The 24043-nt window shown below is 71.3% G+C and carries 18 protein-coding genes and 2 pseudogenes; 10 read left to right on the top strand and 10 right to left on the bottom strand.

The annotated features are described in order from the left end of the window. Position 1 precedes the first annotated feature (1 nt). From ABD331_RS17440 to ABD331_RS17425, 4 genes are all read right to left on the bottom strand, one after another. A complete protein-coding gene (locus ABD331_RS17440; protein WP_344475816.1) occupies positions 2–7936 on the bottom strand; it encodes an SDR family NAD(P)-dependent oxidoreductase in 7935 nt (2644 codons plus the stop codon). Beyond that, a complete protein-coding gene (locus ABD331_RS17435) occupies positions 7933–9576 on the bottom strand; it encodes an acyl-CoA dehydrogenase family protein (RefSeq protein ID WP_344475814.1) in 1644 nt (547 codons plus the stop codon). The genes ABD331_RS17440 and ABD331_RS17435 overlap by 4 nt, the downstream gene beginning before the upstream one ends. A gap of 137 nt (positions 9577–9713) precedes the next feature. Beyond that, positions 9714–10193: a hypothetical protein gene (locus ABD331_RS17430; RefSeq protein WP_344475812.1), complete on the bottom strand. Its 480-nt coding sequence runs from the start codon at positions 10191–10193 to the stop codon at positions 9714–9716. Between the two features lie 34 nt (positions 10194–10227). Further along, positions 10228–10956: a CPBP family glutamic-type intramembrane protease gene (locus ABD331_RS17425; RefSeq protein ID WP_344475810.1), complete on the bottom strand. Its 729-nt coding sequence runs from the start codon at positions 10954–10956 to the stop codon at positions 10228–10230. A 32-nt stretch (positions 10957–10988) separates the two neighbouring features. Between ABD331_RS17425 and ABD331_RS17420 the strand changes: the two genes are divergently transcribed. The 7 genes from ABD331_RS17420 to ABD331_RS17390 all read left to right on the top strand — a co-directional run bounded on the left by ABD331_RS17420 (position 10989) and on the right by ABD331_RS17390 (position 16916). Next, entirely contained in the window at positions 10989–11762 is a 774-nt protein-coding gene (locus ABD331_RS17420; protein WP_344475808.1) for a TetR/AcrR family transcriptional regulator, read from the top strand. Between the two features lie 116 nt (positions 11763–11878). Next, complete coding sequence (locus tag ABD331_RS17415) at positions 11879–12565, top strand: CBS domain-containing protein (protein WP_344475806.1); 687 nt, start codon at positions 11879–11881, stop codon at positions 12563–12565. A gap of 1 nt (position 12566) precedes the next feature. Continuing rightward, on the top strand, positions 12567–13637 hold the full coding sequence (locus tag ABD331_RS17410) for a 4Fe-4S dicluster domain-containing protein (protein WP_344475804.1): 1071 nt from the start codon (positions 12567–12569) through the stop codon (positions 13635–13637). Beyond that, complete coding sequence (locus ABD331_RS17405; protein ID WP_344475802.1) at positions 13634–14437, top strand: FAD/NAD(P)-binding protein; 804 nt, start codon at positions 13634–13636, stop codon at positions 14435–14437. Before ABD331_RS17410 ends, ABD331_RS17405 begins: the two co-directional genes overlap by 4 nt. Further along, entirely contained in the window at positions 14434–15183 is a 750-nt protein-coding gene (locus ABD331_RS17400) for an NADH-quinone oxidoreductase subunit B family protein (protein WP_344475800.1), read from the top strand. Before ABD331_RS17405 ends, ABD331_RS17400 begins: the two co-directional genes overlap by 4 nt. Beyond that, positions 15173–16456 (top strand): Ni/Fe hydrogenase subunit alpha, encoded by a 1284-nt coding sequence (locus ABD331_RS17395; RefSeq protein WP_344475798.1) that lies wholly within the window; start codon positions 15173–15175, stop codon positions 16454–16456. Before ABD331_RS17400 ends, ABD331_RS17395 begins: the two co-directional genes overlap by 11 nt. Then, positions 16449–16916 (top strand): hydrogenase maturation protease, encoded by a 468-nt coding sequence (locus ABD331_RS17390; RefSeq protein WP_344475797.1) that lies wholly within the window; start codon positions 16449–16451, stop codon positions 16914–16916. The genes ABD331_RS17395 and ABD331_RS17390 overlap by 8 nt, the downstream gene beginning before the upstream one ends. Here the strand turns inward: ABD331_RS17390 and hypE are convergent. The 6 genes and pseudogenes from hypE to ABD331_RS17360 all read right to left on the bottom strand — a co-directional run bounded on the left by hypE (position 16873) and on the right by ABD331_RS17360 (position 21814). After that, positions 16873–17922: a hydrogenase expression/formation protein HypE gene (gene hypE / locus ABD331_RS17385; protein ID WP_344475796.1), complete on the bottom strand. Its 1050-nt coding sequence runs from the start codon at positions 17920–17922 to the stop codon at positions 16873–16875. The two genes, ABD331_RS17390 and hypE, sit on opposite strands and share 44 nt — an antisense overlap. Then, positions 17919–19007, bottom strand: coding sequence for a hydrogenase formation protein HypD (gene hypD / locus ABD331_RS17380; protein WP_344475795.1), 1089 nt, complete (start codon positions 19005–19007; stop codon positions 17919–17921). Before hypD ends, hypE begins: the two co-directional genes overlap by 4 nt. Next, positions 18991–19224 (bottom strand): HypC/HybG/HupF family hydrogenase formation chaperone, encoded by a 234-nt coding sequence (locus tag ABD331_RS17375; RefSeq protein WP_344475794.1) that lies wholly within the window; start codon positions 19222–19224, stop codon positions 18991–18993. Before ABD331_RS17375 ends, hypD begins: the two co-directional genes overlap by 17 nt. A 101-nt stretch (positions 19225–19325) precedes the next feature. Next, complete coding sequence (locus ABD331_RS17370) at positions 19326–20171, bottom strand: universal stress protein (RefSeq protein WP_344475792.1); 846 nt, start codon at positions 20169–20171, stop codon at positions 19326–19328. 374 nt (positions 20172–20545) lie between these two features. Further along, positions 20546–20704: pseudogene (locus tag ABD331_RS17365) on the bottom strand (MmyB family transcriptional regulator); the annotation flags it as partial. 240 nt (positions 20705–20944) lie between these two features. Then, on the bottom strand, positions 20945–21814 hold the full coding sequence (locus ABD331_RS17360; RefSeq protein ID WP_344476491.1) for a universal stress protein: 870 nt from the start codon (positions 21812–21814) through the stop codon (positions 20945–20947). On the opposite strand from ABD331_RS17360, the gene ABD331_RS17355 reads away from it, so the two are divergent. From ABD331_RS17355 to ABD331_RS17345, 3 genes and pseudogenes are all read left to right on the top strand, one after another. Then, a complete protein-coding gene (locus ABD331_RS17355; RefSeq protein ID WP_344476517.1) occupies positions 21749–22075 on the top strand; it encodes a hypothetical protein in 327 nt (108 codons plus the stop codon). The two genes, ABD331_RS17360 and ABD331_RS17355, sit on opposite strands and share 66 nt — an antisense overlap. Positions 22076–22284: 209 nt before the next feature. After that, positions 22285–22620 (top strand): annotated as a pseudogene (locus tag ABD331_RS60930) (hypothetical protein); the annotation flags it as partial. Between the two features lie 192 nt (positions 22621–22812). Further along, the gene (locus ABD331_RS17345; protein WP_344475788.1) at positions 22813–23544 is read left to right on the top strand and encodes an SLOG cluster 4 domain-containing protein; all 732 of its coding nucleotides are present in this window, start codon (positions 22813–22815) and stop codon (positions 23542–23544) included. The last annotated feature ends 499 nt before the right edge of the window (positions 23545–24043 follow it).

The raw sequence follows: 24043 nt of genomic DNA, 5'->3' as shown, positions 1-24043 counted from the left end.
GTCAGGCCTCTCCTCCCAGCGGGGTCAGCGTTTCCCTGACCTCTTCGGGAAGCTCGCCGGGCAGCGGGGTGCCCCGGTACCCTTCGACGGCCACGAGCAGGGCGCCGCCGCCGTCGAGGACCGCGCAGTCGTAGCGGCCCTCGCTCGGTTCGGCGAGCGCCTGCGCGTCCTTGGCGGCCCCACGTCCGCCCTCGTACAGCAGGACGCGGTCCACGTGCGCGGGCAGTGCCAGCACGCCGTCGCGGGCTGCCTGCGCCAGGCCCGCCGTCTGGAAGCAGAGCTCGACCAGGCGCGGCGGCGTGATCGTGGGCCGGTCCGTCGCCTGCGGCAGGTCGTCCGCCATCCTGGCCGCCGCGCCCGTGCCGTGCTGCCAAGCGGCGGCCACCACGCGGTAGGCGGGGCCGTGGAAGAACAGCTTGTACACCTCGGGCGGCGCCATCGTGGCCGCAGCCTCCCCGGCTCTCTCGCGTTGTGCGCTCTTTCGCGGCGTGTGCGACAGGCGCACGCTGCCGGTGAAGTGGACGGTGCGCTGCGGCGTGTCCTGTCCCGGCAGGAGCCGCTCGGCCGTCAGGGCGCAGCGGGCGAGCAGGTCGTCGCCGTCCGGGGTGACGGTGGCCGTCACGGTGAGCGTGCGCGGCTCGTCGCGGTAGAACTTCACGGGGGCGAGGAAGTCGACGTCCTCGACCGCGGTGACCTGCCAGGCGGGCGCGGCCAGCCGGGCGGCCTCGGCGAACGCCTCGATGCCCATGACGCCGGGCAGGACGGCGACGCCGTCGATGCGGTGGTGGTCGAGGAACGGTTCCCGCTTCGGGTCGAGCGTCGCACGGACGACCAGGCCGGAGTGCACGCCGTAGGCGTCGATCGCCTCCGCCACGGGCTGATCGGCGGTGGTGGCGGCGAGCCCGCCGTTCTCGTCGGTCTCGGCGCCCAGCACGCCGAGCGCTCCGGCGACGAGCACCTCGCCGCGCTCGGCCGAGGCGGTCAGCTCGCGGCGGATCCACGGCACGCCCACCTCCGGCGGCAACATCTCGATGCCCGCCATCTCCATGATCTTGGGGATGGAGCCGCGGGTCGCCATGCCGATGCCGCTCCAGGCCGTCCAGTCCAGCGCGATCGCGCGGGTGCCCGGCCGGGTGCGGCGCATGCCGCTGGTGAGCTTGCACAGCAGGTCGTTGGCCGCGCTGTAGTCGGCCTGGCCGGCGTTGCCGAAGCGGCCGGCCACGGAGCTGAACACCACGGTGGTGGCGATCGGCAGGTCCGCTGCGGCGTGCATGAGGTTGAACCAGCCGTCGCTCTTGACGTCGAAGACCAGGTCGAACTCCACAGGTTGTTTGTCATCCAGGGAACGGCTGACCTCCAGCCCGGCGGCGTGGAGCAGCACGTCCACGTGGTCGCTGACGCCGCGCACGTCGTCCATGACGCGCCGCACCGCGTCGGGGTCGGTGAGATCGACCTGGTGGTAGTACGGCGTACCGCCCGCCTTCCTGACGGCCTCGATGGCGTCGAGGGCGGCGTGCAGGCGTTCGAGGCGGACCAGCTCGCGTTCGATGAGCACCGGGGTGGGGCGCTCGCCGCGCTGCTTGAGCCTGTCGGCCAGATCCGATCTGAGCCCGTCGCGGTCGCTCGCGTAGCGGATCAGGTCCGCGTCCGACGGGTCCGGCTCGGGGATCAGGTCGAGCAGGTGGAACACGCCGCCGGAGGCGGTGGCCAGGTCGGCGGTGATGGCCGAGACGATGCCACCGGCCGCTCCGGTGATGAGGAAGACGCTGTCCGGGCCCGGCTCCACGCCTTCGCCGTCGGTGAAGGGACGTTCGGTCAGGCCGACCGTCCAGCGTTCGCCGCCGGCGTGGCCGGCTTCGACGCAGCCCGGGTCGCTCAGGGTCTCCTCGATGAGAGCGTCGGCGTACGAGGCTGGTTTCCTGCCGGTGCCGAAGTCGACCGCCTTGACGAGGGTGTCCGGCCGTTCGCGGTGGTAGGCCTTGGCGAAGCCGGTCACCGCGCCGCCGAGCGGGGCCAGGGCGCCCGCGACGTCGTAGCCGTGGTAGCCGCCGAGCCTGGTGGCGGTGACGAGGAACGGCGCCTGCTCGTAGAGGTGGTGGATGAGGGTGTAGAGGCTCTTGACCCGGCGGCGCAGCGCCTCGCGCCAGGCCGGCGGGTCCATCTCCTCCAGAGGCTGCTCGGCGTCGAGGGCGGGCAGCCAGTAGACGCCGTCCACCTTGCCCTGCGCTTGGGCCTGGGCCGTCAGCTCGTCGGCCGGAGCGGCGGGGTCGATGGTCACGACCTGGCAGCCCAGCTTGCCGAGCCGGCCGGCCAGCGCCTTGCCGACGCCTCCGGTGTCCATGCCGATGAGGATCCTGGTGCCCTCTCCCAGGCTGACGCCGGTCGGCTTGCAGCGGGCGAGCGCGGGGCGCAGCACGGGCACGGGGACGCGGCGCGGGAAGTCACTGGGGTGCTGGGGCGTGCTCAGGGGCGTGGGTTCGGCGGGGTTCTGCTCCGGGGCGGGGAGGCGGTCGCCGATCCAGCCGACGACGTGGTTCAGGGTCGGGAAGTCGCGCAACCGCAGGTTCGGATCACGCTCCAGCCCGTACCGCTCCCGCACCGCCGCGAAGATCTCCGCCTGCTTCACCGTGTCCACGCCGAGATCCGCCTCCAGATCCAGATCCGGCTCCAGCAACTCCGGCGGATAGCCGGTCATCTCCGACACGATCGCGACGACGACGGCCTGTACCTCATCCGCAGGTGCTTCTGCTGATGGAGTCGGCTCCTCTTGCGGAAGGCGGTCGCGGATCCAGCCGACGACGTGGTTCAGGGTCGGGAAGTCGCGCAACCGCAGGTTCGGATCACGCTCCAGCCCGTACCGCTCCCGCACCGCCGCGAAGATCTCCGCCTGCTTCACCGTGTCCACGCCGAGATCCGCCTCCAGATCCAGATCCGGCTCCAGCAACTCCGGCGGGTAACCGGTCATCTCCGACACGATCGCGACGACGCTGTCTGCGACCGGGTCCGTCTGCGCGGCCGCGATCGGCTCGGGGACGATCGGCTCGGGGACGATCGGCTCGGAGGCGGTAGGCACGGAGGCGGTAGGCACGGGGGCGGCCGGCTCCGTGAGGGGCGCCGGTGCCATCGGGGCGGGCGTGGGCAGGGGCGCGGTCACCGGCGCGGGCGCGTCGGTGACCCGCAGGCGTCGCTGGACCACCTCGAGGCCGGCGTCGGCGCGGCCCGCGACGGCGGTCAGCCAGGTCTGCCAGGCTGAGGGATCCACGACCCGGTAGGCGTGGCCGAGCTCACTCGGGGCGCGGTGCCTGCCGTCCGGCATCGGGGTCCAGCGCATCAGGGTCATGGCGATCTGGGAGCCGAAGCCGGCGGCCAGGCGCAGCGCGTACCGCACCGGGTAGGCGCCGCCGGTGGAGAGGTTGAGCGGGCCGAGTTCAGGGTCGGGTTCCTTGTAGTTGGGGACGGGCGGGACGATGCCGGTCTCCAAGGCCTTGATCGCGACGACGTCCTCGATGCCGGCGCCCATGGCGTGGCCGGTGAAGCCCTTGGTGTTGGCGATCACGACCGCGTCGGCGGCAGGGCCGAAGGCCTGCCTGAGCGCGTGGATCTCGGCCGCGGCGCTGCCGCCGCGGGCGGGGGTGTAGGTCTCGTGGGAGACGAACACCGTCTCGGGCGCGATCGTGCGGCGGTCGGCGCCGCGGCTCTCCGCCTGCCGGATGACCTGTTCCATGACTTGGGAGATGTGTCCGACGTCCAGGCGGGTGCCGTGGTAGGCGCTGTTGGCCGTGACGGCGCCCAGCACCTCGCAGATCGGCTGGAGGCCGCGCTCGCGGGCGGCCTCGGCGGACTCGACCACGATGGCGGCGGCGCCCATGCCGACGATCATGCCGTGGCGACGGCGGTCGAACGGCGTGGCGGCGTCCTCGACGACGTCGTCGGTGGCGGCGGCGCCGGAGGCGAGGAACCCGGAGCCGATCCAGGGCAGCATGGTGTCGCTGGTGGCGTCGTCGGCCGAGATGATGACGACGCGGCGGCAGCGTCCGGTGCGGATCCAGTCCTCGGCCACGCACATGGCCTGGGTGGTGCTGGCGCAGGCGGCGTTCACCTGGGTGTTGGGGCCGCGGGCGCCGATGATCTCGGCGAACTGGGAGTGCCCCATGGACAGGCAGCGGAACAGGAAGCGGCGGTCGAACACGTACGGCTCGGTCTCGAGAAGCCTGCGCAGGTCGGCGATGCGGCGGTCGATCTCGGGGGCCGCGCTCTCGTCATCGCGCGTCCTGGACCTTACGGCTTCCAGCGCGAGCAGTTGTTCCCTGCGCCCGCGGTCGGTGAAGTAGCGTTCGAGCTCGCCGGCGAAGGCGTCGTAGGCGGGGAACGCGGAGGCGAACACGACCCCGGTGTCGTCGCGCAGCGCGTCTGGCAGGCCCCAGCGGTCGGGCAGCCTCGTGCCCAGCGTGGTGCTCTTGTAGTGCATGACCAGCGGGATCCCGGCATCGCGCAGCGCGTCGAAACCCGCTCCGATGGCGAGTTTGGTGGCGATGTCGAGGGCGGCGTCCCGGTCGGCGTCCACGCCGAACTCGGCGACGACGTCGATGGGCGCGTGGCGGCCGGCGAGCTTGAGGACGTCGCTCTCGCTGCCGATGGTCTCGAACGTCGGGTCGCCCGCCTCGCGCTTGACCAGGCGGGTGATGTGGCGGTCCACCATGGCGCGGCGGAAGCGGTGCGGGATGGTGTCGATGAACTGCTGGCCGGACAGGATGCGGGCCAGGTTGTCGTCGTCGAAGACGCGCTCCACGCCGGGCAGCCCGAGCGCGGCTCCCGTCACCACGACCGGATCAGTGGTGGGGGCGCTCTGTGGCGGGGCGCCGCCGTAGATGGCCAGGCCCTGTTCGAGGGTCTGCGCGAAGAGGCGGCCGAGCTGGGTGTAGGTGGTCTCTGGGGTCATGGTGGGCCTCGTGGGAGTGGTAGGCCTCGCGGACGCGGTGGGGCTCGTGAAGGCGGTGGCCGTCCCGCTGGACGCGTGCTCGGGGCGGGCGTGCGGCGGGATCGGCAGGCTTGGCGTCCGCGCGGGCGCGGCGGCGGGGAAGCCCAGGCCGGCGGCGTACAGGCCGCACAGCGCCTGGTTGAAGGCGGGTACGCCGCCGTTCTTGGGGTGGTTGGTGAACAGCGCGAGCACGTCGTCGTGGACGGAGCCGAGCACGTCCTCGGCGAAGCCGTGCAGCGCCTTCTTCGGGCCGACCTCGACGAAGACGCGGGCGCCCGCCTCGTACAGCGTGCGCAGCCCGGTCACGAACCGCACCGGCGAGGCCACCTGGCGGCCGAGGATGTCCAGCATGGTCTCGGCGTCGGCGCCGTCCGGATAGAACGCGCCGGTCACGTTCGCGACGATCGGCTTGGCGGGCGGCCGGATGTCCAGGCGGCGCAGGACCGCCTTCAGCGGCTCGCCGGCCGGGGCGACGATCGAGGTGTGGAAGGCGTGGCTGACGGGGATGCGCGCCGCGGTCATGCCCGCCGCGCGGAAGCGCTCGACGGCCGCCTCGACGGCCTGGGTGGCGCCGCCGACCACGGCCTGGGCGGTGCTGTTGATGTTGGCGACGACGACGTAGCCGTCGCACTCGGCGACGATCCGCTCGATCTCCGGCAGCGGGCCGAAGACCGCGGCCATCGCGCCGCTGTCGGGCACCTGGAGCGTAGACATCTCATGTCCTCTGGCGCTGACCGCCTCCAGCGCGGCCGCGAAGGACAGGGAGCCGGCGGCGACGAGCGCGCCGTACTCGCCGAGGCTGTGTCCCATGACCAGGTCGGCGCGCACGCCGTAGGCTTCCAGCAGGCGGGTGAGCGCGGCGTCGACGGTCAGGACGGCGGGCTGGGTGATCTCGGTCTGGAGCAGCGCCTGTCGCGCGGCTTCGGTGTCCTCGGTGAAGACGTACGAGCTCAGCGGCCGGCCGAGCAGCGGCGTCATCACGCGGTCGGCCTCGTCGAACGTGGCGGCCACGATGGGTTCGCGTTCGCGCAGGTCGCGCAGCATGTTGACGTACTGGGAGCCCTGGCCGGTGTAGAGGAAGGCGACCTTGGGGGCAGGGCCGCGGCCGAGGAAGACGCCCTGGGCGCGCAGCATGCGCCACATGGCCTGGTTGCCGGTGCGCAGGGCGGTGATCGCCTTGTCGGCCTTGGCGGTCAGGTCGGCGGGGTCGGCGTAGTCGATGGCGACGCGGATGGCGGCCCCGGCCAGCGCCGGGTCCGGGGGGCACGGGGTGGTGGCGGGGCGCACCTGCTCCAGGCGGGCGATGACCTCGGCCTCGTTCGCGCCGCCGACGACGGCCGCACCGCGCAGCGGCGGTCTCGCGCCGGTCGTCCCGGTGGTGGCCGCCGGTCCCGTGACCGTGGGCGAGGTGACCGTGGGCGAGGTGACCGTGGGCGAGGTGAACGTGGGCGAGGTGACCGTGGGCGAGGTGAACGTCGCCGCCGTGGTGCGGGAGACGGCGTAGCTTCTGGGGGCATCGGCGAAACGGTGCCGACCCGGGATGTGCTCTTCCAGGACGACGTGGAAGTTCGTGCCGCCGAAGCCGAACGCGCTCACGCCTGCGCAGCGCACGCCACCGCCACTGGGCCGCTCCCACTCCCGCAGCCCGGTGTTGACCTGGAAGGGGACGGAGTTCCAGTCGACGTTCGGGTTCGGCTCGTCGAAGTGCAGGCTGGGCGGCAGCACCCGCTCGTGCAGGCTCATCACGGTCTTGAACAGGCCTGCCGCGCCCGCGGCGGCCTTGAGGTGGCCGATGTTGGACTTCACGGACCCGAGCGCGATCGCCCCCGGCTGCGCGCCCGCCTTCTCGAACACCTCGCTCAGCGCGGCCAGTTCGGTGGCGTCGCCGACGCGGGTGGAGGTGCCGTGGGCCTCGACGAGCGTCGCGTCGGCGGGGCTCAGGCCGGCTCCCGCCCAGGCGCGTTCGATGGCCAGGCGCTGTCCGATCGGGTTGGGCGCGGTGATGCCCTTGCCCTTGCCGTCGCTGGACCCGGCGATGCCGCGGATGACGGCGTGGACGCGGTCGCCGTCGCGTTCGGCGTCGGCGAGCCGTTTGAGCACGAACAGCGCGGCGCCCTCCCCCATCACGAACCCGTCGGCGCCCGCGTCGAAGGGCCGGGTGCCGGTGGCCGACAGCGCCCCGATCTTGCAGAACTTGACGAACGCGGCCACCCCCATGTTGGCGTCCACGCCGCCGGTGATCACGGCGTCGAAGTCGCGGGTCTGCAGTCCCCGTACCGCCGCGGACATGGCGGCCAGGCCCGAGGCGCAGGCGGCGTCGGTGGTGAAGTTGGGCCCGCGCAGGTTGAACAGGTTGGCCACCCGCCCGGCGATGATGTTGGCCAGCTCGCCCGGCATGGTGTCCTCGGTGATCGGCGGGTAGCCGTCCAGGAAGGAGCCGGCGCTTTCGCGCAGCACGCTCTCGCGGACGGCGGCGGGCAGCGCGGCGAAGGCGGGCGAGTGCTCCAGCCGGCACACGAACTCCGGCAGCTCGATGCGGGTGTTGGAGCGGTAGTGCTTCTCCCCGCCGAGGGCGTTGCCGATGATCACGGCGACCCGCTCGGGATCGACCGCCCAGCCCGGCCAGCCGGCATCGGTGAGCGCGGCCCTGGCCGCGCTCACCGCCCACTTCTGGCCGTCGTCGAGCTGCGCGGCCACGGCCGGGGGCACGGCCAGCCGCCAGCCCATCGGGTCCCACGGGAAGTCCCGCACCCAGCCGCCGATGCGCGAGTACGTCTTGTCCGGCGCCTTGGGGTCGGGGTCGTAGTAGAGCGCGGGGTCCCATCGGCCGGGAGGCACGTCGGAGATGGAGTACCGGCCTGCCTTGAGGTTCTCCCAGAAGGCCGCGGCGTCAGGAGCGTCGGGCATGATCGCCCCCAGGCCGACGATGGCGACGGGTTCGAGCGTGATGGGGTTCATGACGGTTCCTGAAGGTCGGCGCGGCCGTAGATGACGTCCGCGAGCAGGTCCATGTCGGCGAGCAGGCCGCGCTGGGCCGCCCGCGTCTCCTCCGCGCGCAGCCCGTCCAGCCCGGCCGCCTCGCCGTCCGGGAGCGCGCCGAGCACCCACCGCGCGCCCTCTTCGGCGATTTTCATCGCGGCGTCGCGGGCGAAGACGCGGCTGACGGCCGCGAGCGCGGTGGGCTCGAAGCGGCGCTCGGCCTTCTCCTGGAGGGTGCCGTCGAGCGCGGCGGCGGCGCGCCGGGCCAGACTGCCCGCGGCCTCGCCGTAGGCGATGAGCTCTCCGAGCCGCAGCAGGACGTGCTGGCTGCGGGTGAGCCTGGCAGCCCGGCACGCCTCCATGATCGTGGCGAGACCTTCGAGCGCGAGCGCGGCGATGTGGCCTCCGGTCTGGGCGGACAGCGCGGCCAGCGCCACGGCGGCGTCGCGGTAGTACGCGCCGCGCGTCTTGAGGTGCTGCTGCCAGCGGTCCCTGGCGATGGTCATCTCCAGGATCTCCGAGGTGCCCTCGTAGATCGTGGTGATCCGCACGTCCCGTTTGATCTTCTCCACCAGGTACGGCTTGGTGTAGCCGTAGCCGCCGTGCGCCTGGATGGCGGCCTCGGCGGCGGCGTTGCCCGCCTCGCTGGCCAGGTACTTGGCGATCGCGCCTTCGGTGTTGAGCGACCCTTCGCCCGCGTCGATGCGGGTGGCGGTCTCCTCGATGAACGCGCGCGCGGCCTCCAGCCGTACGACGTGCGGCACGATCAGCTTGTGCGTGTAGCCCTGCTTGGTGGACAGGGACGCGCCCGCCTGGACGCGGTCCACCGAGTAGCGGATCGCCCGCTCGGCCGCCTCCCAGCCGCCGCCGAGCCCGAAGGCCGCCACCATGAGCCGGGTGTGGCCGAACACGTTCTGCGCCTGCGTCAACCCCTGCCCCTCGGCCAGGCCGACCAGGTTCTCCGCCGGGACGAACACGTCGTCGAGGTAGAGCGCCGCCGTGTTCGACAGGCGGATGCCGTGCTTGTCCTCCGGCGGGGCCGAGGAGAAACCTTCGGCGCCGCGCTCCACGACGAACCAGGACGGACCCCCCGGGGCGAGCGCCAGCACGCTCCAGGCGTCGGCGATGGAGCCGTTGCTGATCCACTGTTTGCGGCCGTTCAGCCGGTAGCCGCCCTCGACCGGGGTGGCGGTGGTGCGCAGCGCGCCGAGGTCGCTGCCCGCCTCCGGCTCGGTGGCGCCGTAGGCGAACAGGATGCCCTCCTTGGCGATCCTGCCGAGCCAGCGCTCTTTCTGCTCCGCCGTCCCGCCGAACAAGATGGGGTCGCTGCCGAGGAACGTGGCGAACACCGAGGTGGCCAGTCCCAGGTCGAGCCGGGCCAGCCGCTCGCAGATGCGGTAGGAGTCGAACGCGCCACCGCCCATGCCGCCGTACTCCTCCGGCACGAAGGCGAGCTGCACGCCCAGCTCGTCGCCGCACATCTGCCTGACGGTCTCCTCCGGGCAGACGTCGTCGCGGTCCAGCTCGAGCAGCCGTTCCTCGGGCAGCGCCGCGGCCACGAAGTCGCCGAGCGCCTCCAGCATGAGGTCCAGGGTTCCGAGGTCGAGTCCATCCGTCATGGCTCGCCTCCTTCTGAAGTCCGCCACCGGGCGGCCGTCATCGGGGTTTTCCAGGACCGTAGGCCGGGCGGACGCGGGCTGGGCAGACGCGGAGGACCCTCATGCGCGGGACTTTCGTCCCGAACCAAGGTTTCAGGTCAGGTCTTGGAGAACGCGTGCACCCCGCGAAGCATCCGCACCGCCGTCTCCACATCGCGATGCGCCTCCAGCGCCCGGGCGGCCGCGGTGGCGAACCTGACCAGCAGCTCCTCCTCGTGCTCGTCGAAGGCCCTGCCCGCCACCCAGATGACGGCCTGGCTCCGCGTCGTCACGGGCATCGGCGCGCTGAGCACGCACCATTCACCGATCCACGTGCGTACGGGCTCCTGGGCCGCCGAGGCGGGAAGGATCCCGCCGGTCGCCAGCCGGGCGAGCACCTGCGGCGAATCGCCCTCTGGAGTGCGCGCATGCACCGGCCGCGCCACGCCCTGGACCGCGTCGATCTCCATCACCCCGGCGTACTCGACGGCGCAGATCTCGGCCGCCACCTGCACGATCTCGTCCAGCAGCTTGTCGGCGTCGCTCCTCGACAACTCCGTGATGAGCCTGCGTAACCGTCTGACCGTTCGATCCGCCATCGCCCTCACCGCCTCGCCCCCAGCATGGGATCCCTCAGGCGCCGGGTTCAGAGTCGTTCGTCCTCATCGCAGCGGCAGAGGGCGCGACCAGAGCGGCCGCCACCACGACCGTCATGACCGCCACCAGCGGAACGTTGAAGTGCGATCCTGAGACGGGGAACAGTTGCCAGGCGAGGTTGGACGTCATGTGGAACAGCACCATGGCGAACACGCTCCCGCCCAGGTGGGCGAAGAGCCAGACCATGATCAGCCGCATCGCGACGGTGCCGAGCGACCACCACGCGATCCACGGCACCGACCGGCCCACCTGCAGCAGCGCCCCCCAGTGCCAGACTGCCCACGCGGCTCCGACGACCAGCCCCGCCCGCAGGACGCCCCATCGTTGCAGCAGCGGCTGGGTGGCGTAGCCCGACCAGCCGAGCTCCTCGCACAGGGCCGCGGCGAAGAAGCCGGCGGCCAGCAGCAGCGTCGTCGTCAAGGAGAAGCTCGGCTCGGGCACGTGGCTCCCCGTCAGGCGCAGGACGAAGTAGGACGCGACCACCACGGCCGGATACAGCAGGAGCACGGGCACGTACCAGGCCGTGGCCGGAACCCGGCGGAAGTCGAACGAGCGCCGCAGCAGCGCCCGCACGGCCGCTCCACCGCCCCGCCGGTGCTCCAGGATCGCCGCGGCGGCGGCCGGGCAGACGACGGCCAGCCCGGCCAAGGGGACGCCGGGGACCAGTTGCCCCTCTGCCAGGGCGTCGAGCGCCAGGAAGGGCACGGTGAGGAGGAAGACCAGGACGTGCCATCGCCATGGTCAACCACGAAGGGCTGACTGTCGGCCTCGACCACATCAGCTTCGAGGACGTCATCCAGCAGGCCGGCGTGTCCCGCACCGCCGTCTACCGCCGCTGGCCGTACAAGGACCTGTTCTTCAGCGACCTGCTCCGTGAGCTGGCCGACGGCGCCGCCCCGGCGGCCGCCGTGGACGAGGCGGCCACCCGCCGGCTGCTCGGCTCGGTGCTGGCCGCAAGCACAGGCGACCTGACCACGCCGCAGGGACGGCACGACGTGGTGAGCGAGCTGTTGCGAGTGAGCGCGGTCAGCGACTTCGAGGCCGTGCACGGTTCCCCCGAATGGCGCACCTACCTGGCGCTGCAGGCCACGTTCTCCAGCCTGCCTGACGGCGACCTGCGCGAGGACGTCCAGGCCGCGCTGGCCCGCTCCGAGCAGCGCTTCGTCGGCCGCGTGGCGACCGGCTGGGAGCGGGTGGCGACAGCGCTCGGCTACCGGCCCCGACCGGACACCGGCGCGGGGTTCCCCCTGATCGCGACCCTGGCCACCGCGGCGATGCGAGGTCTGGTCCTGATGGCGCTGTCCGACCCGGATCTGCTGGCCCGCCGGGTGCCCGCCAACCCGACCGGCGCGAGCGCGCCCGCCGACTGGTCGCTGATCGGGCTGGCCGCCGCGGGCATCGCCGTCGCCTACCTCGAGCCTGACCCGGACGTCGTGTGGGACGGCGATCGGGTGGCATCCCTGCGCGCCCTCGTCACCCGGGTGCCAGACCGGCACCGCGCCGGAGGTTGAGCGTGGCGCCCTGAGTCACCGCCGTCTGACGAACGACCGTCCCGCTCGGGACCTTCGCCTCTGAGTGCCGCCACCTCCGCGAGATGTGCTGAAGGTAGCCGACAAGGAGGCCTGTCATGCGCATGACCGTCGCGGACGTGATGACCGACAAGGTCGTCGCCGTGTCCGCCGCCACCCCGTTCAAGGAGATCGCCGAGACGCTCATCAACGGCGGCATCAGCGCCGTGCCGGTCACCGACGACGACAATCACGTGCTCGGCATGGTGTCGGAGGCCGACCTGCTGCGCAAGGAGGAGTACCGCGAGCAGTTCTACCACGAGGGCTACCGGCCGCCGCTGCGCGCCCGCATGCGCCACCCCGACGGCAGGCGGAAGGCCGGTGGCGACATCGCCGCCGAGCTGATGACCCGCCCCGCCGTCAGCGTCTCCGCCAAGGCGTCCGCGGTCGAGGCCGCCCGCCTCATGGACGCCCACGACGTCAGGCGGCTCGCGGTCGTCGACTACAACGGCCGCCTGGTGGGCGTCGTCAGCCGCCGCGACCTGGTCAAGCTGTTCGTCCGCTCCGACGAGGCCATCGCCACGGACGTACGCGACGACATCCTCGGCCGCGCCCTGTGGGTGAACACCGACGGCGTGCGGGTGGACGTGCGGCAGGGCGTCGTGACGCTGTCCGGGTGGATCGAGCGCCGTTCCGAGGCGGCCGTCGCCGTGCGCATGACGCATCGCGTCAACGGTGTGGTGGACGTCGTGGACCGGCTCAGGTGGAGGCAGGATGACCACGTGCCCGCGCGGGGCGGAGCATGACATGGAGCCTGCCCTCCTGGATACGCTGGACCCGCTGATCCGCGCGCTGCGCGAACGCGGGTACACCGTCGTCGGGCCCGTCGCCCGCGACGGCGTGATCCGTTTCGCCGAGCTCGGCTCCGCCGCCGACCTGCCCGCCGGCCGGGCCGATGAGCAGGGGCCGGGTGTCTACCGCCTGTACGAGCATGGCGAGCTCGTCTTCGGTTTCGCCGCGAGCCCCGATGCGGTCAAGCGCTACACGCATCCGCCTCGCTCCCCGTTGTTCCGGATGCGGGACGGTGTGCCGGAGAAGGCTCCGATCGAGGCCCCGAAGGTGGCGCTGCTGGGCGTGCGGGCCTGCGATCTGGCGGCGCTGGCCGTGCAGGACCGGGTGTTCCTGGGCGGCCGGTATCCGGACGAGGCCTATCGCGAGCGCCGCGAGGCGCTGTTCCTGATCGCCGTCAACTGCGCGGTGCCGGGCGGGACGTGCTTCTGCGCCTCCATGGGCACCGGCCCGCGCGCCACCTCCGGCTTCGATCTGGCGCTGACCGAGCTGACCGGGCCGCACCGGTTCCTGGCTGAGCCGGGCAGCGAACGCGGTGCGGAGTTGCTGGCCGCGCTGCCGTCCAGGCCCGCCCGCGACGCCGACCGGGAGGCCGCCCGCGAGGTCAGTGAGAGCGCCGCCGCCCGGATGGGCCGCCGCGTCGACCTCGACGGAGTGAAGGAGCGGCTGGCCGAGCGGCGTGAGTCTCCTGTCTGGAACGAGATCGCCTCCCGCTGCCTGGCGTGCGCCAACTGCACGATGGTGTGCCCGACGTGCTTCTGCGTCACCGTCGAGGACGGCACCGACCTGACGGACGGCACGGCCGAACGCGCCGAACGGTGGGACTCCTGCTTCACGCTGGACTTCACGGAGCTGGGCGGCGCGCCGGTCCGTTCGTCAGGGACGGCGCGCTATCGGCAGTGGCTCACCCACAAGTTCTCCACCTGGGTCGACCAGTTCGGCTCTTACGGATGCGTCGGTTGCGGCCGGTGCGTCACGTGGTGCCCGGCCGGCATCGACATCACCGAGGAGCTGGAGCGGCTGCGATGATCCCGTCCCCGTACCGCGTGCGTTCGCGACGGCCCGACCGGGCCGACACCGTCACGCTCACCTTGGAGCCGGTGGACGGGGCGTGCCCGCCGTTCCTTCCCGGCCAGTTCACCATGCTGTACGCCCCCGGCGTCGGCGAGATCCCCGTCTCGATCAGCGGGCACGCCCGCTCGGGCGGCTACGTGCAGACGATTCGCGCCGTGGGTGCGGTGAGCCGGGCGCTGTGCCGCGTGCGGCGCGGCGGCGTCGTCGGCGTGCGCGGCCCGTTCGGCACCCACTGGGAACTGCCGGACGCGCACGGGCTGGACGTGGTGGTCGCGGCGGGCGGGCTCGGGCTGGCCCCGTTGCGGCCGGTGATCCGCGAGCTGGCCGCGCACGGCGCCCGCTACGGCCGGATCAGCCTCATCGCCGGCACCCGGACCCCTTCGACCCTCATCTACCCACGCGAGCTGGCCCGCTGGGGGCGCGACTTCGACGTCCAGGTGACCGTGGACCATCCGGACCGGACGTGGAAGGGCCCGACCGGGCTGATCACCAAGCTCGTCGGCCGGATCGTGTTCGAGCCGGCCCGCACCTACGCCTTCGTGTGCGGCCCCGAGATCATGATGCGCGCCACCGCCGAAGAGCTGCTGCGGCGCGGCGTGCCCGCCGGGCGGATCGCGCTGTCGCTGGAGCGCAACATGAAGTGCGGTCTCGGCCGGTGCGGCCACTGCCAGCTCGGCCCCCTGTTCACCTGCCTCGACGGCCCCGTGCTCACCTACGACAAGGTGAGCGATCTGCTGGAGGTGAAACAGCTGTGAACAAGCTCGCCGTGTGGAAGTTCGCCTCCTGCGACGGGTGCCAGCTCACCCTGCTCGACTGCGAGGACGAGCTGCTGTCCGTCGCCGCGAACGTCGACCTCGCCTACTTCCTCGAGGCCTCCAGCGCCCGCGGCGCAGGCCCCTACGACCTGTCCCTGGTGGAGGGGTCGATCACCACACCGGACGACCTGGAGCGGATCAAGCACGTCCGTCGCGTCTCCAGGCACCTGGTGACGATCGGGGCCTGCGCGACCTCCGGCGGGGTGCAGGCGCTGCGGAACCTGGCCGGCGTTCGCGAGTTCGCCTCCGTCGTCTACGCACGCCCTGACTACATCCAGACCCTCGACCGCTCGACCCCGATCTCCGCGCACGTGCCGGTCGACTTCGAGCTGCGCGGCTGCCCCATCGACAAACGCCAGCTCCTGGAGGTCATCGGCGCCTTCCTGGCCGGGCGGCGCCCGGTCGTGCCCGCGCACAGCGTCTGCGTCGAGTGCAAGGCCCGCGGCAACCCGTGTGTGCTCGTCGCGCACGGCACCCCGTGCCTCGGCCCGGTCACGCAGGCCGGCTGCGGCGCGCTCTGCCCGGCGTTCAACCGCGGTTGCTTCGGCTGTTTCGGGCCGATGGAGAGCCCGAACGCGGCAGCGCTCAACGCTCGCCTGCGCGCCGCCGGCATGGACGACGACGAGCTGGCGCGCGTCTACCGCACCTTCAACGTCACCTCCTTCGGAGGCAGCAGTGACGCATAAGACGATCCGCGTGGGCGGCCTGACCCGAGTGGAGGGCGAGGGCGCGCTGCTGGTGCGGGCCCGCGACGGCCGCATCACCGACCTGCAGCTCAAGATCTACGAGCCGCCCCGCTTCTTCGAGGCGCTGCTGAGAGGCCGCGCCTGCACCGAGCCGCCCGACATCACCGCCCGCATCTGCGGCATCTGCCCCGTCGCCTACCAGATGAGCGCCTGCCAGGCGCTGGAGTCGGCCTGCGGCGTCACCGTCGAGGGCCCGCTGCGCGACCTGCGCCTGCTGCTCTACTACGGCGAGTGGATCGAGTCGCACGCCCTGCACATCTACCTGCTGCACGCCCCCGACTTCCTCGGCTATCCCAGCGGCGTGGCCATGGCCGCCGACCACCGCCCGGCGGTCGAACGCGGGCTGGCGTTGAAGAAGGCGGGCAACGAGCTGGTCGCCGCCGTCGGCGGGCGCGCCATCCACCCGATCAACGTGCGGCTGGGCGGCTTCTACCGGGCGCCCGCCGACCTCACGCCACTCGCCGGACGCCTCCGGCAGGCCCTTCGCGCGGCGCTGGACACCGTCGAGTGGGTCAGCGGCTTCGACTTCCCCGACGTGGAGCACGACTACCGGTTCCTGGCGCTGCGCCATCGCGCCGAGTACGCGATCCTGTCCGGCGACGTCGCCGTCAGCGACGGCACCGCCTTCCCCGTCCGCGACTGGCCGCGCCACGTGGTGGAGGAGCAGGTGCGGCACTCCACCGCGTTGCACGCCCGCCTGGACGGCCGCCCCGGCTACCTCACCGGCCCGCTGGCCCGTTACGCCCTCAACGCGCCGCAGCTGTCGCCGCTGGCGCTGCGGGCCGCCGCCGAGGCCGGGCTCGGGCGGGTGTGCCGCAACCCGTTCCGCAGCATCGTGGTGCGCGCGGTGGAGATCGTGCACGCGTGCGAGGAGGCGCTGCGCCTCATCGACCGGTACGTGCCCCCGGACGAGCCCGCGGTGCCCGTCGCCCCGTGGCCGGGCGTCGGACACGGCGCATCGGAGGCGCCGCGCGGCACCCTCTACCATCGCTACCGCATCGACGAGCAGGGCCTGATCGCCGAGGCCGACATCGTCCCTCCGACGGCGCAGAACCAGGCCCGCATCGAGGACGACCTGCGCGCCCTCGTCGAACCCCGGCTCGGCCTGCCCGTCGCCGAGCTGACCGAGCTGTGCGAGCGGGCCATCCGCAACCACGACCCGTGCATCTCCTGCTCGGCGCACTTCCTCGACCTGTCGCTCAGCCATGAGTAGGACCGTCGTCATCGGGCTCGGCAACGACTATCGCGGCGACGACGGCGCCGGGCTCGCGACCGCCCGTCTGCTGCGCGAGCTGGGCGTGCCAGTGGTAGAGAACGGCGGTGATCCGGCCGAGCTCATGGAGGCGTGGACGGGAGCGGAGGTGGCCGTCGTGATCGACGCCGCGTGCTCGGGCGAACCTCCGGGTGTCGTGCGCCGTTTCCGCGGTGTTGCCTCCCTGCCGCACGGCGGGGCGAGCAGCCATGCGCTGTCTCTGGCCGATGCCGTGGAGCTGGCGCGTGTTCTCGGCCGGATGCCCGGGGAGCTGGTCGTCTACACCGTCGAAGGCGCTACGTTCGCCCTCGGTGCGGGGCTGTCGGAGCCGGTGTCGGCCGCGGTGGCGGCCCTGGCCCGCACCATCGCGCGCGGCCTCAGCAGATCCGCGGGAGCTGCTCCCCCACCAGCAGGTCGATGACCCTGTGCGAGCCCACCAGGGTGCGCATGGTGACCCGTCCGGGATGGCGGGCGGTCAGGGTGCCGATGCGGGTGGCCGCCGCGCCCTCCGGCCGTGCCCGCATGGCGGCGAGCACCGTTCCGGCCCTGGCCGGGTCGACGAACGCCACCAGGCAGCCCTCGTTGGCCACGTGCAGCGGGTCCAGCCCCAGCAGGTCGCAGGCGGCGGCGACCTGGGCCGGGACGGGGATGGCCGGTTCGTCCAGTTCCACGCCCACGCCGGAGGCGGCGGCCAGCTCGTTCAGCGCGCCGGCCAGCCCGCCCCTGGTCGGATCGCGCAACGTGTGCACCCCGCAGGTGCCCGCCGTGATCATCGCGGCGGTCAGGCGGTGCAGCGGCCTGCTGTCGGAGGCCAGCGAGGTCTCGAACCCGAGCCCCTCCCTGGTGCTCAGGATGGTGATCCCGTGCAGTCCGATCGGGCCGGACAGCAGCACGGCGTCACCGGGGCGGCCGTTCGCGGCGGCGACGTGCGCGCCGGGCAGCCGCACGCCGATCCCGGTGGTGGTGACGAACAGGCCGTCCGCCGCGCCCTTGCCGACGACCTTGGTGTCTCCGGTCACGACGCGGACGTCGCAGGCGCGGGCGGCCTCGGCGACGGAGGTGGTCACCCGGCGCAGCTCGTCCAGCGGCAGCCCCTCCTCCACGATGTAGGCCAAGGTCAGGGCCACCGGTACGGCGCCCATCATGGCCAGGTCGTTGACCGTGCCGTGCACGGCCAGCGACCCGATGTCGCCGCCGGGGAAGAAGCGGGGGGTGACGACGAACCCGTCGGTGGACATCACGATCTCCGGCGCGCCGGTGGCGACGATCGCGGCGTCCTCCAGCGTGCCGGCGCCGAGGCGGGGGGTGAGGTCGGCGAGCAGTTCGGCCATGAGCTGCCCGCCGGAGCCGTGGCCGAGCAGCACCCGTTCGTTCTCGGCCAGCGGGGCGGGGCAGGTGGCGGCGATGGGGTCGAAGCGCGTGGTCATGGCGTCTCCTGTCGGATGCGGCCGGCGTTGTGGAAGGCGGCGCAGGTGCCCTCGGCGGACACCATCGGCGCGCCCAGCGGTCTGCGCGGTGTGCAGAGCGTGCCGTAGGCGGCGCAGTCGAGCGGGGTGCGCGTGCCGCGCAGGATCTCGCCCGCGATGCACGCGGGGTGTTCGCGCGCGCTGACGTCGCCGACGCCGAACCGCAGCGTCGCGTCATGGCAGGCGAACTGCGGCGCCAGCACCAGCCCGCTGGCCGGGATCTGCCCGATCCCCCGCCACGTCTGGTCGCTCACCCGGAAGACCCGCCGCACCGCGTCCTGGGCGAAGGTGTTGCCGGTGCGGCGCACGGCCCGCGCGTACTGGTTCTCCACCTCGAAGCGGCTTTCCTCCAACTGGCGGACCGCCATGAGGATGCCTTCCAGCAGGTCGAGCGGCTCGAACCCGGTGACCACGATCGGCACCCGGTACTTGGCGGCCAGCGGCTCGTACTCGGTCCAGCCCATCACCGCGCACACGTGCCCAGCCGCCAGGAAGGCGTCCACCGAGGCGGACTCCATGATCGCGGCCATCGCGGGAGGCACCAGGACGTGGCTGACCAGGACACTGAAGTTGCCGAGGCGTTCCGCGTCCGCGCGGAGCACGGCCATCGCGTTGGCCGGTGCCGTGGTCTCGAAGCCGACCGCGAAGAACACCACCTGCCGGTCCGGGTTCGCCGCCGCCAGCTTCACGGCGTCCAGGGGCGAGTACACCACGCGCACGTCCGCGCCGCGCGCCTTGGCCGACAGCAGGTCCGCGCCGGAGCCCGGCACGCGCAGCATGTCGCCGAAGGAGGTGAAGATGACCTCGGGGCGGGCGGCGATGACCAGCGCCCGGTCGATGGTGGCCAGCGGCGTCACGCACACCGGGCAGCCGGGCCCGTGCACCATGCGCACCGGAATCAGCTCGTCGATGCCCTGCCGGACGATGGTGTGCGTCTGCCCGCCGCACACCTCCATGATCGACCACGGCCGGGTGGCGGCGGCCTGGATCTCCCGTACGAGGCGGCGGGCCAGGACGGGGTCGCGGTACTCATCGAGGTATCTCATCCAGTCCTCCCGGGATGGCGCGCAGCACGGCGAGCGTGCGCAGCGCCTCGTCCTCGTCCAGCACGGAGATGGCGAAGCCGACGTGCACGATCACGTAGTCGCCCGCGCCGGCCTCCGGCGTGTACGCCAGGCACACCTCGCGGCGCAGCCCGTCGAAGTCCACGGTCCCCGTCTCGCCGTCGCGAGCCACGATTCTTCCCGGTATGCCCAGACACATCACGATCTCGCCTCCTTCGCCTCTCCGCTCAGCGTGCGCCGCGCTCATCGGTGCGGGCAGCGGCGAACGTCCCGCATGCCGGGGGCCGAAGGTCCTCGGTCTCAGCTCCCGCGGGCCACGGCAACCGCGCAGTGCGCGTGGTGCAGAACGCCCCTGCTGACCGAGCCCAGCAGCGCCGAGCTCACGCTCCCGCGCCCGTGCGAGCCCACGACCAGCAGATCCGCTTCCTGCGACGCCTGGGCGAGCGCTTCGACCGCGTCGGCGTACCGCACGTCGGCGATCACGCTCACGCCCGGGTACTGCCGCGTGAACGGCTCCAGACGCGCCCGCAGCATCTGCTCACGAGCGGTCCGGTCCTCCTCCATCTCGTGCGGGAGCTCGGTCCCGAACGCCTGGACGGGCCGCCGCCAGGCGTGCACCGCCCGCAGCCTGCTGCCCCGCAGCGCCGCCTGCTCGAAGGCGTAGGCCAGCGCCGACCGGCACTCGGCCGTGTCGTCCACCCCCACCACGATCTGCCCGTAGGTGGGCCGCTGCCGGCCCTGGACCACCACGACGGGGACCTCGGCCTGACCGGCCACATGGTCACTGACCGAGCCCAGCAGGGCGCTGGCGATCCCGCCGAGCCCCCTGCTGCCGACCACCACCTCGACGGCCACCTTGCCCTGCTCGCGCAGGACCCGGACGGGCGGCCCCTCCTCCAGCAGCGTCGTGACCTCGACGCTGGGCTGGCGCTCGTGCACCAGGGCCACCGCCTCGTTCAGCGCCTTCTGCCCGGTACGGCGCAGCCGGTCGGGCCGATCGGCGTCCGGGAACTTCGCGACCTGGTACGGCTGCCGGTCCACCGCGTACACAAGCCGCAGAGGCTGATGCATGCGAACGGCGTCATTGGCGGCCCACGCAACGGCGGCACGCGCCGGCACGGAGCCGTCGACCCCAACAACGATCATGATGTCCTCCTTCGTCACCACCATCTGACCGGAGTCGCGAGGCGGCGTGCAGGGCCGGAAGTCCCGGTAGCCGCAGGTCCAAGGACCGCGAGACGGCACCGGGAGACTGAGGGCTCTCCCGATCCGGGGCTTTCGGGCGTGCGGCGAAGGTCCTCCTCCCCTGCCCGCCTCGTCCGTCGTGCGGCACGGTGGCGTACAAGACAAGGACGACCTAGCCGAGGAGTCGAGTGGAGATGCGCACCATCCGTGTGACGTCGCGTCCGAAGCCGGCTCGCCCTCGGCCGGGCATCGACCTGCGCACCCCTTCGGGAAGGGCGCTGCCGTATTGACGGGCGCGCCACGCGCGCCGGATCAGACGCCGGGTCGGAGGGACGTCAGCGCCTCCGGTCGCTGCCCGGCTCCGCGTGGTAGATGACAAGCTGCTTGGCCGGGGCGTCACGTACGTCGAAGGCCTGGTAGGTGAGTGCGAGGGAGCCGACGTCGGGGTGCAGGAAGCGCTTGGCCTCCTGGGTCTTGCCGCGCACGATGTGAGCGTTCCAGAGGGCGCAGAGTCCGCGCTCTGATCGGTGAGCGAGCGGACGAGCTCAGCCAGCCGCGGACTGTCCGGGTCGTAGCCGGCCGCCTGGCGGTTGGCGACGGCAGCCTTAGTGATCGTCTGCGTGAATCCTTCGCGGGATTATGCGGCCGCGTCGAGTCGTCGCGGGCGCCATGGTAGCGGGCGGGTTCACCGCGATCTGAACGGCAACCCCGCGGTGCGGACGTCGCCTTGCCGCTCAGGCGTTCTCCTTGCGGGGCCGTACCACCGCGACCGGGCAGGTCACGTGATGCAGGACGCCGTGGCCGACCGAGCCCAGGATCTCCGAGGCGAAGCCGCCTCGCCCGCGCGAGCCCACGACCACGAGGTCGGCCGTCTCACCGGCCCTGGCCAGGATGCCCACCGGATGTCCGGACAGCGTCTCGTGGGTGATGTCGACGTCCGGGTTCTTCTCGTGCCATCGTGTCACGCTCTCCGCGACCGCCCGGGATTCGTCCTGGTAGACGTCCACCAGGACGCTGTTCCAGGCGGCCAGGTACGGCGAGAAGACCGGCGTCTGCCAGGCGTGGAGCACGTGCAGGCGCGCACCGTGGGCCCTGGCGTGTTCGACGGCGTACTGCATGGCGGCTTCGGAGTGCTCGGAGTACTGGTAACCCCAGGTAATGGAAGTCGCGCAATGGCTGAATCTGCGTCCGTGATGCGTCAAGGCTTGAGATGTGCAGCTACGGCAAGGAGCACCCTCAACCCCGGCTGGGAGGAGATCGACTACCTCGACGCAGCGGGCTCGCTCGTCGTTCCGGGTCTGCCGTACAGGCAGGATCGGGAGCTCTCCTTCACGGTGGTCGGCCGCAGCGGGGCTGCTTGGGTCAGGGCCTGGTGGGCGCGGTGTTGGTTGTAGGTGCGACGTGATGTCGCATTGTGTGAGTGAGGTAACCGATATGGAGGGTCGATTATGGTCGATGGTTAGCTCCGGGTGAGTGCTCAACGCCCGTCCCCGCTCCTGACATGCGTCACTGGTGTCAACGGACACGCCGATGTCTAGGTGAGCGGCCAGCGTTTCTGCGGGCTGGTGGCCAGCAGAACGGCACGACTGTACCCACCTCTCCATAATCAAGTTCATCCGTGGCATCCGGATGCCGGTGAGCACGGTCTGGATGCCGGCTTCGGCGAGGATCTCGTCCATGAGCGCGGGAAACTTCCCATCTCGATCTCGCACCAGAAAGCGCGCCCGGCAGCCCGCATCGTCCAGATCCATCACCAGATTCCTGATCGCCTGGATGACCCAGTCGGCGGTCGGGTAAGCGGTGGTGCCCAACACGCGGACGCGCCTGCTGGCGTGCTCGATGACTCGACCGGATCCTCATCATGAACGAACGCCACCTGCGTAAGATCCTTGCCGAGTACGAGACCTACTTCAATGCGCATCGTCCGCATCGAGCTCTGAAGCAGGCCAGCCCGCTGCGGGCGCTACCCGATCCGGTCGACGCGGACATTCATGTCTCCCGACGAGACCGAGTCGGCGGCCTCCTACATGTATACGCCCAGGTAGCATGAGGGGACACGATATTCGGCACCCACAAGGTCATCGACCTGCGCCCGGTACATCACCGGCTCGAGGAACGCATCCGCGCGCACGCCATCTTGTGCTGGCTGGCGCTGCTGCTGATCCACATCATCGAGACCACCACCGGCGCCACCTGGAGCCGCATCCGCGACGAGTTCGACCTCCTCACGGTGGCCACCTTCACCGGCCCGACCGGCACCTTCCGCCAGCGTGCCGAGCTGACCAAGCCCCAGCGCGACATCCTGGCCAAACTCGACATCCCATTTCTCGCTACGCATCTGCGGAACGCAGGATCAACACCGTCAACAGGCCGGACAAACCTCGCACCAACCGGTAGACGCGGTAGATAAGCGACAACACTATCTCGCGATGGTCGCAGTCGCCGCTCTGATCGCGCAGCAAAACCCCAACTCAGAGCGCGAAACCGTGTTTCGAGCGGGACAGGATGATTGCAGCCCTTGCGTTCGAACGCCGCAGAGAGAAAATCGAGTTAACGCGTCCGCGGAAGTAGGTGCGCCGTGACTAAGGCAAGCCGTCGACCCATGATCGTTGCCGTGTTCGGAGGCAGCAAAGATGTCCCTCGAGACGTTCTCGACTTGGCTCAGTGCGCTGGCAAGAGGATTTCTGCTCGAGGCTTCGTCATTCTCACAGGTGGTATGAAGGAGACGCAACTGTGTCCGAAGACGGTGAAGGACGCAGCCTTGACGGGTGTGGCAATTGACGGCCATTGGATCGGTGTGCTCAAGGACGGTAACGATCCTGACTTCAAGCGCCATGACGAGGGCGGCGTTGTCTACTCGCACATGAACCACCAGCGGAACTTCCTGGAGGCAAGCCTTTGCGATGCCGCCATCGTACTCAAAGGCGCAAAAGGGACGATCTCAGAAGGAGTGAGTACGCTGTGTCTCGGCAAGCCGGTACTTCTCGCCGGAACCAATTGGACGAAGGAATGCTTCCCTCTGTATCAGCTGTTCAAGGCGCATGTTCTCACGGAGAACCGGAAATCTGATCTCGTCAAGACAGTGCTTGATCGGCTTGGGACGGGGAATGAGAGTGGCCCGATGCGACACCTAATTGCAGCGACCGTGCGGCCAGATAATGTTCTATTATCGGAGCACAGCCGTTTGGTCCCCGCCGCTGGTCTGGAGGCGTGTGAAGCCATAGCGCGGTGGCTAGTGGAGTTGGAAACACTGCCACGAACGGGCGAATTTCCGGAGCTGAAGGGGTACGAACAGGTGAAAGAAAAATACGATGAATGGCTCAAACGTCTCTAGCCTTGATCTCGTTATGGTCGACTGAGGTTGATTCCTCGGCTTCGGCTAGTGTGGGCGCCCAGTCATAGTTCCTGAGGCGTGGCGCGGGGCTCCTGATCAAATGCGGCTTTTAGCGGCTCTTGGACCCACGTTGTCCATCGGTCAACTGGAGGCGGTGGCCGATAGTTCAACCAGAGCAGCAGCGCGGGCCCGGATCAACCGCGAATTTGTCCCGTCTGTCGTCACCCTCGCCGGACCGGCTGGAACCGTCGTCCATACAACCCCGCCACGGCCCGCACAACGAGCCGTCTACCAGGCGCTCGCCACCCGCCGCAGCCCGCTGGCAGCGGGCTGGGGTGGCAGCAGATCCTCACTCAGTTGCAGGCCCTCGCCGATGGTGCGGGGCTGCTTGGCTGGCAGGTCAGCGTGGACCCACGGTCTGTGGAGCCCATCAGTACGCGGCCGACGCATCCCGGTTCGGCGAGTTGCAGGCCGAGCCGCCCGGCGGCGTCCAGCCCGA

Origin of the sequence: Nonomuraea monospora (assembly GCF_039531895.1) — a bacterium.
GTDB lineage: Bacteria > Actinomycetota > Actinomycetes > Streptosporangiales > Streptosporangiaceae > Nonomuraea > Nonomuraea monospora.
This window is presented reverse-complemented; position numbering and strand designations above follow the sequence as displayed.

Coding starts and splice junctions, on each gene's coding strand:
- ABD331_RS17405 (WP_344475802.1), top strand. CDS start 13,634: ATGATCCCGTCCCCGTACCGCGTGCGTTCGCGACGGCCCGACCGGGCC.
- ABD331_RS17345 (WP_344475788.1), top strand. CDS start 22,813: ATGATCGTTGCCGTGTTCGGAGGCAGCAAAGATGTCCCTCGAGACGTT.
- ABD331_RS17435 (WP_344475814.1), bottom strand. CDS start 9,576: ATGACGGATGGACTCGACCTCGGAACCCTGGACCTCATGCTGGAGGCG.
- ABD331_RS17410 (WP_344475804.1), top strand. CDS start 12,567: ATGGAGCCTGCCCTCCTGGATACGCTGGACCCGCTGATCCGCGCGCTG.
- ABD331_RS17415 (WP_344475806.1), top strand. CDS start 11,879: ATGCGCATGACCGTCGCGGACGTGATGACCGACAAGGTCGTCGCCGTG.
- ABD331_RS17370 (WP_344475792.1), bottom strand. CDS start 20,171: ATGATCGTTGTTGGGGTCGACGGCTCCGTGCCGGCGCGTGCCGCCGTT.
- ABD331_RS17430 (WP_344475812.1), bottom strand. CDS start 10,193: ATGGCGGATCGAACGGTCAGACGGTTACGCAGGCTCATCACGGAGTTG.
- ABD331_RS17390 (WP_344475797.1), top strand. CDS start 16,449: ATGAGTAGGACCGTCGTCATCGGGCTCGGCAACGACTATCGCGGCGAC.
- ABD331_RS17360 (WP_344476491.1), bottom strand. CDS start 21,814: ATGGAGAGGTGGGTACAGTCGTGCCGTTCTGCTGGCCACCAGCCCGCA.
- hypE (WP_344475796.1), bottom strand. CDS start 17,922: ATGACCACGCGCTTCGACCCCATCGCCGCCACCTGCCCCGCCCCGCTG.
- ABD331_RS17375 (WP_344475794.1), bottom strand. CDS start 19,224: ATGTGTCTGGGCATACCGGGAAGAATCGTGGCTCGCGACGGCGAGACG.
- hypD (WP_344475795.1), bottom strand. CDS start 19,007: ATGAGATACCTCGATGAGTACCGCGACCCCGTCCTGGCCCGCCGCCTC.
- ABD331_RS17420 (WP_344475808.1), top strand. CDS start 10,989: ATGGTCAACCACGAAGGGCTGACTGTCGGCCTCGACCACATCAGCTTC.
- ABD331_RS17440 (WP_344475816.1), bottom strand. CDS start 7,936: ATGAACCCCATCACGCTCGAACCCGTCGCCATCGTCGGCCTGGGGGCG.